The sequence below is a fragment of the Proteiniphilum sp. LBM24028 genome (genome assembly GCF_056629195.1).
In genome coordinates, this window is the sequence record NZ_CM152817.1 from 1,426,825 (window position 1) to 1,442,611 (window position 15,787).

General features: G+C 41.6%; 15 protein-coding genes. 10 read left to right on the plus strand and 5 right to left on the minus strand.

The annotated features are described in order from the left end of the window. Positions 1-27 precede the first annotated feature (27 nt). The 5 genes from AC1HCU_RS05650 to AC1HCU_RS05670 form a co-directional block, all read right to left on the minus strand. Positions 28-1,308 (minus strand): ATP-binding protein, encoded by a 1,281-nt coding sequence (locus AC1HCU_RS05650; RefSeq protein WP_480370089.1) that lies wholly within the window; start codon positions 1,306-1,308, stop codon positions 28-30. A 149-nt stretch (positions 1,309-1,457) separates the two neighbouring features. Then, positions 1,458-2,030: an acyl carrier protein phosphodiesterase gene (locus tag AC1HCU_RS05655; protein WP_480370092.1), complete on the minus strand. Its 573-nt coding sequence runs from the start codon at positions 2,028-2,030 to the stop codon at positions 1,458-1,460. A gap of 21 nt (positions 2,031-2,051) precedes the next feature. Then, the gene (locus AC1HCU_RS05660) at positions 2,052-2,795 is read right to left on the minus strand and encodes a dienelactone hydrolase family protein (RefSeq protein ID WP_480370095.1); all 744 of its coding nucleotides are present in this window, start codon (positions 2,793-2,795) and stop codon (positions 2,052-2,054) included. Between the two features lie 169 nt (positions 2,796-2,964). Then, on the minus strand, positions 2,965-3,153 hold the full coding sequence (locus tag AC1HCU_RS05665) for a superinfection immunity protein (protein WP_480370097.1): 189 nt from the start codon (positions 3,151-3,153) through the stop codon (positions 2,965-2,967). Positions 3,154-3,242: 89 nt separating this feature from the next. Further along, complete coding sequence (locus tag AC1HCU_RS05670) at positions 3,243-3,662, minus strand: A1S_2505 family phage non-structural protein (protein ID WP_480370100.1); 420 nt, start codon at positions 3,660-3,662, stop codon at positions 3,243-3,245. 233 nt (positions 3,663-3,895) lie between these two features. Between AC1HCU_RS05670 and AC1HCU_RS05675 the strand changes: the two genes are divergently transcribed. The 10 genes from AC1HCU_RS05675 (at position 3,896) to AC1HCU_RS05720 (ending at position 15,784) form a co-directional block, all read left to right on the plus strand. Next, entirely contained in the window at positions 3,896-4,612 is a 717-nt protein-coding gene (locus AC1HCU_RS05675; protein ID WP_480370103.1) for a DUF4126 domain-containing protein, read from the plus strand. Between the two features lie 33 nt (positions 4,613-4,645). Beyond that, the gene (locus AC1HCU_RS05680; RefSeq protein ID WP_480370105.1) at positions 4,646-5,554 is read left to right on the plus strand and encodes a sugar phosphate isomerase/epimerase family protein; all 909 of its coding nucleotides are present in this window, start codon (positions 4,646-4,648) and stop codon (positions 5,552-5,554) included. Positions 5,555-5,813: 259 nt separating this feature from the next. Beyond that, a complete protein-coding gene (locus AC1HCU_RS05685) occupies positions 5,814-6,698 on the plus strand; it encodes an AraC family transcriptional regulator (protein WP_480370108.1) in 885 nt (294 codons plus the stop codon). Between the two features lie 104 nt (positions 6,699-6,802). Further along, a complete protein-coding gene (locus tag AC1HCU_RS05690) occupies positions 6,803-7,363 on the plus strand; it encodes a glucose-6-phosphate isomerase family protein (protein WP_480370111.1) in 561 nt (186 codons plus the stop codon). 2 nt (positions 7,364-7,365) lie between these two features. Continuing rightward, positions 7,366-8,328: an ROK family protein gene (locus AC1HCU_RS05695; RefSeq protein WP_480370114.1), complete on the plus strand. Its 963-nt coding sequence runs from the start codon at positions 7,366-7,368 to the stop codon at positions 8,326-8,328. Next, positions 8,321-10,084, plus strand: coding sequence for a class I mannose-6-phosphate isomerase (locus AC1HCU_RS05700; RefSeq protein ID WP_480370116.1), 1,764 nt, complete (start codon positions 8,321-8,323; stop codon positions 10,082-10,084). Before AC1HCU_RS05695 ends, AC1HCU_RS05700 begins: the two co-directional genes overlap by 8 nt. Next, positions 10,074-10,865: a glucose-6-phosphate isomerase family protein gene (locus tag AC1HCU_RS05705; protein WP_480370119.1), complete on the plus strand. Its 792-nt coding sequence runs from the start codon at positions 10,074-10,076 to the stop codon at positions 10,863-10,865. Before AC1HCU_RS05700 ends, AC1HCU_RS05705 begins: the two co-directional genes overlap by 11 nt. A gap of 16 nt (positions 10,866-10,881) precedes the next feature. Continuing rightward, entirely contained in the window at positions 10,882-12,345 is a 1,464-nt protein-coding gene (locus AC1HCU_RS05710) for a sugar porter family MFS transporter (protein WP_480370122.1), read from the plus strand. Next, the gene (locus AC1HCU_RS05715; protein ID WP_480370125.1) at positions 12,329-14,344 is read left to right on the plus strand and encodes a beta-L-arabinofuranosidase domain-containing protein; all 2,016 of its coding nucleotides are present in this window, start codon (positions 12,329-12,331) and stop codon (positions 14,342-14,344) included. Before AC1HCU_RS05710 ends, AC1HCU_RS05715 begins: the two co-directional genes overlap by 17 nt. Before the next feature lie 24 nt (positions 14,345-14,368). Continuing rightward, positions 14,369-15,784: a sulfatase family protein gene (locus tag AC1HCU_RS05720; protein WP_480370127.1), complete on the plus strand. Its 1,416-nt coding sequence runs from the start codon at positions 14,369-14,371 to the stop codon at positions 15,782-15,784. Positions 15,785-15,787: the final 3 nt, after the last annotated feature.

Here is a 15,787-nt window from a genome sequence, read left to right on the forward strand (position 1 = left end):
ATGAATGTGTGACCGGTGTAGTTTACTTCAGTCTTTCAAGCATCCGATCGGGACTATTAACACTCCATCAGAGCGTTTATATGCATACTCTCCCCCGGTGATAACCATCAAGAAAGATGGTTCACCCATTTTGTCGGTATTTATCTTTTCTTTTAGTTTTAATAGATTCCTGGCTGCTCCTTCAATTTGATTGTGACCTAGCTTCACTTCAATTGCAGCCCATTTACCGTCTCTAAGAGAAACAATAATGTCTGCTTCAAGATCGTATTTATCATGATAATGAAACACATTACCTCCATTTGCATCAGAATAAATTCTCAAATCGCGAGTACATAACGATTCAAATAAAAAACCAAATGTGTTGAAATCTTTCAATATTCCTACCGGATTAGTACCCAAAACTGCTGTCGCTATAGATGGATCAACAAAATGTCTCTTAAAAGATGTTCTGATGGCAGTTCTCGATCTTAAGGCAGGCGACCAGGCAGGTTGATCTTCTATAACAAAAATTCTTCTCAAAGCATTCAGATAAATATCCAAAGTAGGTGGAGTTATGGACATATCATTGGTTTGCATGTCATCCATGATTGTCTTATTGGTTGCCATAGTTGCGGTATTTCTTGCCAATGATTTTAGAAGTAAACGTACTCTTTCAGGGTTTTTATCAATGCCATCAACTCGTGAGATATCCTCATTAATTATTGCTTCAATGTAATTGACAGAAGTATCTAATGCATCCTCCTTAGACATGATTACAGATGCAGGCCAACCTCCCCTACAAATGGCAAATGCAATGTCTTCCACACTTAAAGAAGAGATAGATGAAATATCCACGTTGCCTTCAAATAACGATTTTAATGAAACAGTTCCATTTGACTCATTTGATTCGTAAAGGCTCATTGGTCGCATGAGCATCTGAGAAATCCTGCCTGTACCTGTGTGTGCCGTTACCCCATCCTTTGGAACAGATGATCCAGTAAGTATAAACTGTCCTACCGACTGCCTTTGGTCAACCTCAAACCTCACGGCATCCCATAATACAGGTGCCATCTGCCACTCATCTATAAGTCTTGGTGTAGCTCCTTTTAACAATAGCGATGCCTGTGTGTCTGCCAGAGCCAGATATGATGCAGATTTATCCGCATCTTGCATATACAAAATGCTGTTTGATGCTCTTGAAGAGGTCATAGTTTTTCCACACCATTTACACCCCTTAACCAAAACAGCCCCTGATGATGCTAAATGTTTGTTTAGAGTAGCATCGTATACACGTGGTAAGTATGTTTTACTAAAATTCATATCCTTCATATATGCAACAAATATAGGCAAACTTTAAGAAAAAGCGGCATTTTACTTTAAGAAATGGCTGTAATCTACTTTAAGAATTGGCGCTATGCCAACAATGTGAATTAGGAGAGACGATTTAACTCTTATAAGAATTAATAAGGAAATTATCTTTAGTGGGGAAACTTTTTCAGTGCCTCGCTCATAAATTGACCGAACTGGTTTCTCAGTTGTGATTCGTTGGCTGCAAGGAACTCGATTCCAAGGGTGGGGTTGATTGCGGAGCTCTTGTAAACAGACATGATTTCGAGCGATTGTTGCAGCCCGTCGAAAGTACCATATTTCTTCAGCCGATTGGTCTTTATGAAATGGAAAATAAACCCTTTCACTTTTTTGGGCAGCCACCAGTAGTAAAGTAAAACTGACAGGTAGAAATTTCGGGCAAATTGGTCGAGGCTCCGCCCGTTGCCATATCGATCGAAATCGGAAGCAAGCAGATAATCGTAATACATGTCGGCCATGATTCCCGAATAGCGTCCGAATGATGGCCGGAGTAGCTCCACCGTCTCCTTGAATGCCGGGTGGTTGTCGGTAAAATGATCGATTTGCCTGTGCAACAGGATTCCTTTTCTGATACCCGAAGGATAGGCCTTGTATCTCCGGCCTTTGACAAAATCTCCGATGAAATTGCCGACGGCTACCTGACGACATCTGTCCGAAAAATAAATATGGGCAAGGTAATTCAAATTATAATAAAAACAAGTGAACTATTTCAATACTTCTTCCAGAAACAACAGCGTATGATTCCATGCTCTCTTTGCCATCACTTCATTGTATTCTGGAGACTCGGGATTTGTGAAGGTGTGGCCGGTGTGGGCATAGGTGATGATCTGCCAGTCGGTTTTGCCTTCATTCAACTCTTTTACCAGATTGTCGAGATCCTCCCGCGATACGCTCTTGTCTTCTGCCGGGTGCTCCACCAAGACTTTCGTTTGAATGGGCTTGTTGGGCCGGCTTGCATCTTTACTCAATCCGCCGTGAATGGAAACAATTCCCTGCACGTCAAATCCTGCCCGTGCGGCTTCCAGAGCTCCTGTCCCGCCAAAGCAGTATCCGATCACCGCAATTTTATCTGCTTTCGCGCCTTGCGCTTTCAACTGCTCCAAAGCCAGTGATATCCTGCGTTGATATGCCCGGTAATCATTCTTGTAAGAGCTGGAAAGTTTCGCAGCTGCTTCATTGTCTGCTGGTGTGTTTCCTTCGCCATAAATATCGGCGATAAAAGCTATATATCCTGCTTTTTCAAGGTTCAGTGCGGCAGTACGCGCTTCATTGTCCGCACCCTTCCAGGCGGGAAGAATAAGAACGCCCGGCAACTGCTTGCCGGCATTGGAGGTGACCAGTCCATTTAATTTCTGGGTTCCATCCTGATAAGAAACGGTTTTCAGTGATTGGGGCTGTATAGTTTGAAAAATACCCATAAGCAGGAGTGTGATGATAAATCCTTTCATTTTCGTGATTTTTACGCTGTTTCAACTATAAACAACGCACAACGCATTTTTGTTGGTGATTAACCATCCTTATGTAGTTACCGATAAACATTGTAATTTTTGCTAACAAGTTATTATTTTTATTGTCGGGTATATTACCAAAAAACAAGCCATCTAATTGATGGTTATCTTACTTCTTCTTATCCAAAAATGCCCAGATTAAGACAAATATCCATAAAGCGACTGTCCAGCCTCCAAACAAATTAATCAGGAATATCAGAAATGTTGCGGTTGAGTTCCTCCCTGACGCAATAATCGTGGGAAGGAAGTAGATGAACAAAGCAACAATGCCAAGCAGAATGATGATAATTATCTCCATGATACAATACGCTATTTTACTTCTATGGTTGTCCATCAGCCCTCAGGAAATAATGGCTTATAGCCAATACTTCAAGATGTTGCGGTAATTTACGTTAAATCATCTTTCTTCAGAAGTTTGACAAACGTTTCGGGCAAACAAACATTTTTTAGATTCAACGCTTTTTTAAAAAGCGGAGCAATTTCCCTGTCGGTGAATCCGGCAATGCCGCATCCTACACGGGTGACATAAAAGAAGTATTCGGGATGCGCTTCGGTAAATTCAATGAACTGATCTACATAGGGCGCAATGGTCTCCACGCCTCCCTGCATGGTGGGAATGCCATAGCTCTGACCTTGCAGGCCGACGCCCTGTCCGTAGATGGCGCCAAACTTTTGCAATGCTACCCTGGCAGCGCCTCCGTCGTGGTTACCGCCCAGGTTGCTGCCAAACACAAAAATCTCATCTGCCGCCAAAACGGTGATATGCTCGGGCGTAAATGCGGGCCGTTTGAAAGAATTTTCCATCATAGTCTTGTTTTCTTGTTTTGCAACCATATCTCCTTCCGATTCACACAAAAATAGGGATTTATGAGTGATTTCGTGCAGAAACTGAAAAATATATTTACTTCCAACTCCTGTATTATTTGGGGTTATCGTCGCTACTGCTTCGGATCTCGTTCGGATCTTGTTCGGATATACTCCAAATTAATTAGGAGAAGATAAAGAGAAGATAAGGCTTATTACCGATTAAAACAGGGAATATGACCTTGGAAATACCCCGGTTGGGTAAAGTGAAACTATTTTTTATTTGGCGGTGCGCATGGGTAAAGAATATTTTATATCTTTGGGCATTAAGCTGTAACACTGCCAGACCATCTATTTTTGATATGGAAATAAACATGGAGACCATCAGCGCCATTGCCTTGGGTATCGGACTTAGCGCCAGCGCCGGATTCAGGGTGTTTATCCCGTTGCTTGTGGCAGGGCTGGCTTCACATTTTGGCATTTTGCCACTGGGCGAAAGCTTTGCCTGGATGGGATCGATCCCTGCGCTCATCTGCTTTGGCGTAGCCGCAGTGGTCGAGGTGCTGGCTTATTACATCCCCTTTGTCGACAACTTGATCGACAGCATCGCCACACCGCTTTCGGTGGGTGCCGGTACATTGCTGATGACATCGGTGTTCCCGGCCGACAACGAATGGATGAAGTGGATACTGGGGTTTGTGGTGGGTGGCGGCGCCGCGGCGACCATACAGAGCGGAAGTGCCATCACCCGGTTGTTGTCGTCGAAATTTACTGCCGGAGCCGGAAACCCGGTCGTTTCCACCGGCGAAGGGGTGGCGGCCACGGGATTCTCCCTCCTATCACTGGTGGCGCCCATCCTGGTGGCCGCTCTGCTGATCATCTTTATCGTGGTAATCCTGCGTCTGATTTACCGCAAACTTTTGAAACGGAAAAAACACGAAACAGAGCCTTGAAAGAGGATTATCACTTCAAACAATGATAGCATCATGAAAACAATTCAGTCCCGTCGCAATTTTCTGAAAACAATGGCCGTGATTCCGGCATTCCCTGCCCTCTCCTCTTTTTCACTTTCCGGAAGCACGGGAAGCAGAGAGGGTTTACCACACAAATTCAAACTGAGTTTGAATCTTTACTCGTTCAATCAGCTGCTCCGGGACGGGAAAGTGGATCTTTTTGATATGCTCCGCTTTTGCGCAGCACACAACTTCGATGCAATTGATCCCACGGGGTACTATTTCCCGGGTTATCCCACTCCACCCTCCACCGGATTCATCAACGAGTTCAAGCGGGAGGCATTCCTGCTGGGGCTCGACATCAGCGGCACCGGCGTGCGCAATGATTTTGCCAATCCCGATCCGGCAGCACGCAAAGCCGATATCGAACTGATTAAACAATGGATTGAGGCTGCGGCGAGGATGGGTGCTCCCAACCTGCGTATCTTCGGGGGAACAAATCCCCATGAGGGATTTTCGCGCGATCAGGTGTTCAGGTGGATGGCAGAAGATATTCGCACCTGCTGTGATTATGGGAAGGAGTTTGGCGTGATCATCGCCATCCAGAATCACAACGATTTTATCAAAACCGCGGACGATGTGGATCGCATCTTCGACATGGTGGATTCCGACTGGCTGGGTTTGAATCTCGACATTGGCAGCTATCGGCAAGGTGATCCCTATGCAGAAATCGAGAAAAACATTTCAAAAGCAGTTACCTGGCAAATCAAGGAGAATGTGTGGATTGAGGGAAAGGAAACGCCGGTCGACCTCGAGAAATTATTCCGCCTCATCAAAAAAGCAGGCTACAGGGGATACCTGCCCATCGAAACGCTGGGTGCAGGTGATCCCTATCAAAAAGTGCCCCGGCTGTTGAATGAGGTCAGGCAGGCTATCGGGTAAAATCAGACAGCTTAGGTTTAACTCCTCGCTAAGTCACTGAAATTCCTGAAAAGCACGGTTTATTCCGCAAAGATTTTGATGGATCTGCAAAACAATATGATCTAGAATGAATACGAACGATTTCGATCTTCTTAAGTATTTTGTTCAACCGAAACGTTAAAAAATAATATAAATTCCTCATAATGTTTTATTTTTGTATCATTGTAAATTCATATACGGTAAAATGTTGTTGAAATATCATAATTAGTAAGGATATGTTATGAAACCGATGTTCCAAAAATTACCATTTCCTATAGACAGTCATATCGACTATTACATAGAAGATTTACCCCATTTCATTGTACCATGGCACTATCATCCGTCAATTGAAATTATGTATATTGTCAGCGGTACGGGAACAAGATTTGTGGGTGATCATTTAGAAGGCTACACAGAAGGAGATATGTGTATGATTGGCCCCCAATTGCCTCACGAATGGCGAAATGACAAAATATATTTTAATGAAGAATCAAATCTTAGAGCTACTTGTATTTGTCTTTTTTTTAAGAAGGAAATCTTTAATCATAATTTGATTCAATTACCGGAAATGGCCAATATTCGAGATTTGCTTGAGCGCTCACGCAGAGGACTTAAGTTTATTGGTAAATCGAGAGAAAAAATTGCAAACTTTGTCGAACAATCATCAAAAAGTACCGGGATACAAAAAGTAACTTCATTACTCACATTACTGGAAATGATGGCTACAACTGAAGAATATGAAGTTCTTGCCAGTGTGGGTTTTACTGAATCAGTCAACTCCGAAGATTTTGAAAGATTCAACAAGGTGTACAAATATTTGGTAGCCAACTTTACTTCAACTATTAAATTAGAAGATGTAGCATCTCTTGTTGGGTTGACACCAACGGCTTTCTGTCGTTATTTCAAAGAACGTACAAAAAAAACGTTTATTGAATATCTGAATGGCATGCGCATCGGACATGCAAAAAAGTTATTAATTGAAGGAAAAATGAAGATTTCAACAATTAGTTTAGAATCCGGTTTTAATAACTTATCCAATTTCATTACTCACTTCAAGAAATCGACAAATATGCTTCCCTCTGATTTTCAAAAAGTGTTTGGTGCTGGGAAAAAACAAGTTTTATAATAAAATACCATAGTTTTTAGTATAAATACCGAAACTCCAACATAGTCTAAACCTCTATTTTTGTAATGTGAATAATACATTATTTAATTACAAAAATAGCGTATATGAAAACAAACAAAATAATTGCACCTTCTCTTCTATTTATACATGACCACTTAATAGGAAGTGAAGTCATAAAAAGCAACAGAAAATTATCGGACATGTCCGATTATTTTCTGGATGTACAATCCTATGAAAAAATGGATCGAGATACATTGCTCTACGAGGTGTATTCTTATATCCCGAAACAGAATGAGAGAGAGAATGGAGCACTTAACTTTGGAATTACACATGTATATCCTGGCAAAGTGGGTCAGGAATATTTCATGACCAAAGGTCATTTTCATGCGCAGGAAAACCGGGCAGAATATTATTGGGGCATTGCAGGAGAAGGTGTATTGATTCTAATGGATCGGCAACGTAAGGTATGGGGTGAAAAAATATTTCCCGGCAGCCTGCATTATATTCCCGGCGAAGTGGCGCACCGGGTATCGAATACCGGTAACAAAGTTTTATCATTTGCAGCCTGTTGGCCAGCCGATGCAGGGCATGATTATGAAGAAATCACCCGAAACGGTTTTTCAGCACGTGTAATAGACATAAATGGGACTTATCAATTGATCTGATTATGAAGTATGTGATAGCGATAGATTTGGGTGGAACTATAGTTAAAATTGGATTAATTCGTGGTGAGGATTTAGTAGATTGTATACGCTTGAAATCACAATTGTCTATGGGGTTTGTTTCAAATCTTCCTAGGATAAAAGATGCAATTGATCGCATTCTAACACGCCAGAACATCAGTGTTGAGCAATTAAGCGGAATAGGTTTGGCATTCCCTGGAATAGTAGACCCAAAAGAGAGAAAAGTGATTTCGACAAACGAAAAATATGATGATGCGTGTCAATTTAATTTTAATCATTGGATAGAACAGAATTGGAATGTACCCTTTTACATAGATAACGATGCTCGGTTGGCAGTTGTTGGTGAATGGCAACAAGGAGCGGCAAAAGGGAAAAATAACGTTGTCATGATAACAATCGGAACCGGTATCGGTACAGGCGTTATTATTGACGGAAACGTGTTATACGGTCAACATTATCAGGCAGGATCGTTGGGTGGTCACTTTGTAATAGATTACAAAGGGCGTTCTTGCACTTGCGGAAATAAAGGTTGCGTAGAAGCAATGGCGTCTTTTTCCTTTCTGCCGGCCATCATACGGCAACATCCTCATTTGTCGAATTCTTTTAAAAAGTTGGCAGATAAAATTGATTTTAAAGAAATATTTGCTTTGGCGGCAACAGGTGACAAAGATTCTTTACTTCTTAGAAATGAATGCATGGATATATGGAGTGCGGCTATTGTGACTTATATCCATGCGTATGACCCGGAAATAGTAGTGCTGGGTGGAGGTGTGATGAATAGCGCAAAAGTAATCATTCCTTATGTGAAGGAAAAAGTGGAACGTTATGCATGGTGCCCTTCATCTGTGATACAGATCAAAATGGCGCAGCTATCTGAAAATGCCGCCCTTCATGGACTATATTTTTATCTGAGTCAAAAAAAAGAAAAAAAATTATTATATGGCTAACTTCAAATCTAATTATAATAAGTTTCCAATTGTACAAGTGTCAGACACTGATATTTCTTGTTGGATTGGATGGGAAGCAATTATTGATAAACTGAAAGACTCTTTGGATCAACTTGATAAACAGGTCAGGAAGGTAGTGCTTGAATGTTATCAAGGAGTAATCGATACGGAAATAATACCATTTTTTCAGAGAGCATTTGGTAAAAACAATTTTATCATTTCTTCTGATGCAATGTTGCCGGAACAGGAAATTAACGCATTTTTCCGCGAAGATATAACTGACGATGAATTATTTGGTTATATGACCCGCTATAATATTGACTGTTTTTTTGATAAAGAAAAAGTAAATTCGATTCAGCGCTACATTGACACTATAGAGGGGACTGTTATTGTATATGGTACAGGAGCTGCCTATATATGTCAGGATCCTGACATATTGATTTATGCCGATATGGCACGTTGGGAAATTCAGCAACGATTTCGTCGGAATGAAGTAAGTAATATTGGGGTAAATAATAGTTTTGAGCGTCCTTCTTTACAATATAAACGCGCCTTTTTTGTAGACTGGCGAATATGTGACCGCTTAAAGAAAAAATTGATACCACATTGGGATTATTTCTTGGACACAAACAATACCGATTCTCCTAAAATGATTGCCGCCGATAATATTAGGAAAGGTTTAAAAAAAGCAGTAACTCAACCTTTCCGGGTAGTTCCTTTTTTTGATCCAGGACCCTGGGGCGGACAATGGATGAAAGAAGTTTGTGATCTGGATCGTTCGACCCATAATTTTGCATGGTGTTTTGACTGTGTGCCTGAAGAAAACAGTCTGTTACTGGGTTTTGGAAATGCTATTATTGAGATACCTGCTATTAATCTGGTATTTGCATTTCCTGAACAATTATTGGGATTACCGGTTTACGGTCGTTTTGGTGATGAATTCCCAATCCGTTTTGATTTTCTGGACACAATGGAAGGAGGAAACCTCAGTTTACAGGTCCACCCGTTGACAGGATATATACAGGAAAAATTCGGTATGCATTATACCCAGGATGAAAGTTATTATTTTCTTGATGCCGGAGAAGATGCCATCGTTTATCTGGGATTAAAAGAAAATGTTTTACCAGAGGAAATGATTGCTGAATTAAACGAAGCCCAGAAAACAGGAGTTTTTGATGCTGAAAAACATGTCGGGGTTTATCCTGTCAAGAAACATGATCATATACTTATCCCAAGCGGAACAGTACATTGTTCTGGAAAAAATTGCATGGTATTGGAGATTAGTGCCACTCCTTTTATATTCACCTTTAAACTCTGGGATTGGGGACGAATGGGACTAGATGGAAAGCCTCGTCCGATCAACATTGAACACGGAAAGAGGTCTATCTGGTGGAATCGTACTGAATCATGGGTAAAGCGGGAATTGATCAATAAATTCACCTTGATCCGAGAAGAAGAAGGTTTACTGGAAGAGAAAACCGGTTTGCATGAACAGGAATTTATAGAAACACGCCGTCATTGGTTTTCCCGTAAGGTACTTCATTCTACGAACGATAGTGTGAATGTACTCAATCTGGTTGAAGGAAGAGAAGCTATTGTAGAAAGTCCGAAAGGAGCTTTCGAACCGTTTGTGGTACACTATGCGGAAACATTTGTTGTACCTGCAGCAATAGGATTATATACGATTAGTCCCTATGGCGAATCGGAAGGAAAAACGTGTGCCACCATTAAAGCGTATATCCGTCATGAAGCCTGAAAAAGTATTTGATTGCGGAATAAATATAATGCCACATCCTTCAGGAATGGGTTTTATCTATGGAGAAGATGTATTTGGTCCTGAACCGGAGAGCCGCAGACTCGACGATATACGCGCAAGCCTTTTGGAGCCTTCCTGCGAAGGACCTGATGTGGTCTACTCAATTGCCATGGATGTGGGTAAGAAAAAAGACAGGGAGTTACTGGAATCCTTACACCTACTGTTTGGAGTTGTTACCTATGCACAGGGGATGTTAGGGAGAGAACCCGTGCGAAGTCAGGGACATATGCATAAAGTTTCGACTTATAGCGGGTGGTCAACCCCGGAGATTTACGAGATATGGGCCGGCAAAGCCATTATCTATATGCAGGAGACGGCTGAAGATTATCCTGGAAGATGTTTTGCAGTCTTTGCCGAAGCCGGAGACGTTGTTGTTGTTCCACCTTATTGGGTACACGCGACAATCAGTGCCGATTTGGGAACACCGTTGACTTTTGGGGCATGGTGTGACAGGGATTACGGCTTTGTATACGATGGTGTTCGCATGCACAACGGAATTGCCTGGTTCCCTGTGTATAATGAAGAGAATGAACTCGTCTGGAAAGCGAATCCGGCTTATGAACCTTCGGAGTTAGTTTACAAGCGCCCTGCCGATTATTCGGCGCTGGGTATTGAAAAAGGTAAGCCTATCTACCGGACTTTTGAGGAGAATCCACAGATATTCCATTATGTCGCGAAGCCACAATTAAAGGAAGATATCTGGAGAAGTTTCGAACCCTAAAAACTCAGTTATTCCCATGAATAAAACATATAATAAAAATCTGGTATATGTCATTGCAGTGATCGCGGCGACAGGTGGTTTGCTTTTCGGATTTGATACCGGTGTAATTTCGGGGGCCATACCCTTTCTTCAGCAGGACTTCGGCATTGATAACGGCATGGTTGAGATGGTCACATCTTCCGGATTAATCGGTGCGATCCTGGGCGCTTTATTCTCCGGCAAGGTGACTGATCGGTTGGGACGTAAACCTGTTATACTGGCTTCGGCAGTCATATTTGCCATCGGCGCTTTATGGTCGGGATTTGCTCCTGACATTTATCATCTTATCCTTTCCCGTCTGTTTCTGGGAGTAGCTATCGGCGTCTCCTCCTTTGCAGTACCTCTTTATATTGCTGAAATATCTCCTGCACGTCCGCGTGGCAGGTTGGTATCCATGTTTCAACTGATGATCACCATCGGTGTATTGACCTCCTATCTTTCCGATCTTTTCTTTGCAGATGAACAGGATATTTCCTGCTGGCGTCCGATGTTCTATGTAGGTGTTATTCCCGCAATGATATTGCTTGTCGGGGTCTATTTTGTACCGGAAACACCCCGTTGGCTGATGAGTAAAGGTAGAATTGATGAAAGCAGGAAGATTTTGTCACGTATCGAACCGGAGGAATCTGTCGAAATTGTGATCGGACAAATGGAGGCCGAATTAAAAGAAAATGAAAAAAATATTTCGAGCTGGAAGGAATTGTTGAAGCCATGGTTGCGGACTCCATTGATCATTGCCATCGGCATTATGTTTTTCCAGCAATTTGTCGGGATCAATACGGTGATTTATTACAGTCCAAAGATATTTCTGATGGCAGGATTTGATGGTGCCGTTTCGGCCATATGGGCTTCTGTGGGTGTAGGAGTTGTAAATGTTCTCGCAACCCTTGTCTCTGTATATTTTGTGGACCGGCTCGGAAGGAGGAAGCTTTATCTTATTGGTTTGTCCGGCGTTGCTCTATCACTGATGGCTTTAAGTACCTCTTTTATATTTGTCAACCAATTAGGAGAAATGGGCAAATGGCTGACAATCGGATTGGTATTCCTCTATGTAACATTTTATGCTATCAGCATAGGGCCATTGGGCTGGTTAATTATTTCGGAGGTTTTTCCACAACACGTAAGAGGTCTGGGTTCCTCATTGGGTTCTCTGTCTGTCTGGTTTTTTAATACGATTGTTTCCTTCACTTTCTTCAAACTCATCAGAGTCTTTGCCATACCTGGTACAGAATTGATGGTAGCTGGAGAAAAGACGGGAAATCCGGCAGGAGCTTTCTTTTTCTATAGTGTAATAGCTATTGTCGGACTGGTTTGGGGCTACTTCTATGTACCTGAAACCAAAGGGATATCGTTAGAAAAAATTGAAAAGCATTGGAGAAATGGTGGAAAACCGAAAGATTTAAATGATTATAATAATGAAACGTATGAAAAAAGCAATTGACATGTTATTATTGGCTGCATTCTTAATACTTGCAGAAAGTTGTAAATCTCCACAAAAAGATAGCAGCTATGAATTGAAAGAAAATGTGGCGATTAGTGAACTTAGCCTTGTTCCATTACATGCAGGAAGTGTGAAGCCCGAAGGATGGATCATGGAACAGATGCGTTTGGATATTGAAAAGGGACTGGCGGGTTCATATGAAAGAATATGGCCCAGCGTCTCATACGAACTTTTTGCGCGACAGGAACGGAAACCCGGTAATGTAAAAATTATGCGCGGAAAGGTAGAAGGAAAAGAACCGGCATGGTGGGCGGGTGAACACGAAGGATACTGGAAGGATGCAATCGTACGCCTGGCTTTTCTTACCGACAATAAGATATATCAGGAGAGAGCAAAAAAATGGATGGATGATATTCTCGCCACAGCTGAGAAAAGTGGTGGTTACATTGGTATTTATACTCCTGAATCCCGTTTTCCAAAAGAAGGCATTGATGGAGAATTATGGACACAAAGCCGCATTTTTCAGGCTATGCTTGCCTACTACGAGTTTACTGGAGACAAGAAAGTGCTTGCCGCAGTAGAGAAAGCCGCGTCACTCACATTAAATACCTACAGCTATGAGATAGGTACTTACTTTGGGAGAGCCGGTACTGAAAATCACGGGGGTGTTTCTCACGGCATCGGATTCCTTGATACACTGGAGTGGTTATATAGACTAACCGGCAACAATGAGTATCGCGACGGTCTTCTGTGGTTTTATAGTGATTACTCAAATAATAAAGTGAGGGATGACGATATGCAACTCAAAGCATTGCTGGAAGAAGGACGTGTATTTTACACACATACTCCCCACATTGTTGAAGGACTGCACGGTCCACAGATATGTGCAGCATTTACCGGAGAACAGGACTACGTCAATGCGGCAGCTACTGCATTGAAACGTTTGTCTTATCATACTTCTCCAGCTGGAAATCTGGTCGGTGATGAACTGGTTCACGGAAGAATGGGTACTGGAGAAACGCTGGGGGAATATTGTTCAATGACCCAAGGCGTGATGGCCTGGAACAGGATACTGGCTTGGGGAGGAACACTGGAAATAGCTGATCAGATTGAAAATACTGTATTTAATGCAGCACAGGCTGCACGTTTTCACCCAACAAATATTGCAGTCCAATATCTGGGACGCGACGATCAATATGCCGCCGCTGATACCCTCTTTTTGAACGGACGGACCATCTATGCCGGTTACCATCGTGCCGCTGCCTGTTGTACGCTCAATTCAACACGTATTATGCCCTATTATGTCGATGGCATGTGGTATTCTTTAAACAATGAACCCGGTATTTTTGCCATGCTCTTTGGGCCGTCAACTTTGGAAACCAATATCTCCGGATCATCTGTTCATGTAAAGCAAGAAACAATGTATCCATTTGACGATCAGGTGATTTTTCACATGACCACAGACAAGCCTGTTCTGTTTAAACTATTGATTCGTATCCCAGAAGGAGCAGGAGACGTAAAAGTAGATGCGGGAAAAGATGCACACATAGAAATGAGTGAAAAACAGATCAACATAGAAAAGAAATGGGACAAAAATGAAACAATTCATGTGGACTTCGATTTTGAAGTGAAATTGAAAACTGCCCAAGACAGTACATTATATTATTCACAAGGACCGTTGCTTTACTCCTTACCTATTCCGGCAAATAACAAAACAAATAAAGAATTGAAATTAATAAACGGAGTGAAAAGTGGTTTCTATGAATACCTGATTACCCCAGAGGAAGATGAAGATTATTGGAATCTGTCAATCCGGCGTGATCTTCTTTTTCAATCAATCAAAACAACAATGATTGATTCATTAAATCCATGGGAAAGTCCATCTGTTTCTCTTCAAGGAAAAATGATAAACAGCCAGGGTGGCGAGAAAGAAGTTACTTTATTGCCACACGGAAGTTTGCTATTGCGCAGACTTACCTTTCCGGAAACTAAAAAATGAGTAGCCAACTAAACTGATTAACTTATGAGAATTAAAGATAGCATAATTTTAATTTTATTTATTTTATTCATCCAATTTCGCTTGTCGGCAAATTCAAAAAAAAATCCAAATATCCTGGTGTTAATTGCTGATGATGCCGGAATGGACTTCGGATGCTATGGAAATAAAGTGATACAAACACCCAATCTAGACAGGCTTGCAACAAATGGGTTGGTATGTGGAAATGCATTTCTGACCACGCCCCAATCCAGTCCTTCACGCACCAGTATTCTTTCCGGTCAGTTTGCTCATACCATCGGAACCGAAGATTTGCATACCGAACTGAATGATCATGTTCAGCTCATACCCTCTTATCTAAAGCAAAAAGGATATTATTCTGGTCTGTTAATGAAGCAGCATTTGGGGAAAAATGGAAATAATCAGTTCGATTATGTTCGTGAAGGCAATGACAACAAAGCACCCGAGCTATTTCGGGAATTTCTTGATAAAACAAACGGCAATCCTTTCTTTGCATGGGTGGCTTTTCATGATCCGCACCGTCCTTACGGAGGAGATCAGTGCGCAAAAAAGATACATAATCCGGATGATGTTATGGTTCCGGTATATTTTTCAGACACAAATGAGACTCGAGAAGAAATTGCATTGTATTACGACGAAATTCACCGTATGGATAAGAACATTGGAAACATGGTATCGGAACTTGAAAAAAGAGGAATTCTTGAAAATACCCTTATCATCTTTTTAAGCGACAACGGGATGCCTTTTCCGAGGGCGAAGGCTACAGTATATGATTCTGGCATCCGGACACCTTTCATAATGTATTGGGAAGGTCACATTAAACCGGGTGCCAAATATGACCGACTTGTCAGCGTGATTGATCTTGCTCCAACTATTCTGGATATTGCCGGAGTAGATAAACCAGCAGAAATGTATGGAAGAAGTATCCAACCTATTTTTACAGATCAATCCTTACCAGGCAGAAGTTTTATTTTTTCAGAACGAAATTGGCACGACTCCGATGAACATATCCGTAGCGTCCGTTCTGAACGTTATAAACTCATATTGAACGGATATCCTGAATTGCTTTTCCCAATTACTGGAGATTATTCGAAATCACCAGCCTGGCGAGACTTGCTCAAAGGAAAAGAGATGGGTATTTTGAACAAATACCAAAAAGCTATTTTTGAGTTTCCAAGATATCAAGTAGAACTTTATGACTTAATGACAGACCCATACGAAGTCAACAACCTGATAGACCGGGAAGAATATCAACAAATTGCTTTTGAAATGAACAATACTCTGCTGAAATGGAAAGAGAAGACCAACGATTATCCCTCTTTTAAAAAAAGACGTAGCGATTTTATCGACAGGAAATCTGGGTTCTTTTTCAATTTTGGCCATCATCGTGATTATAAAAAATATGGATATTGGAATGATTAACTT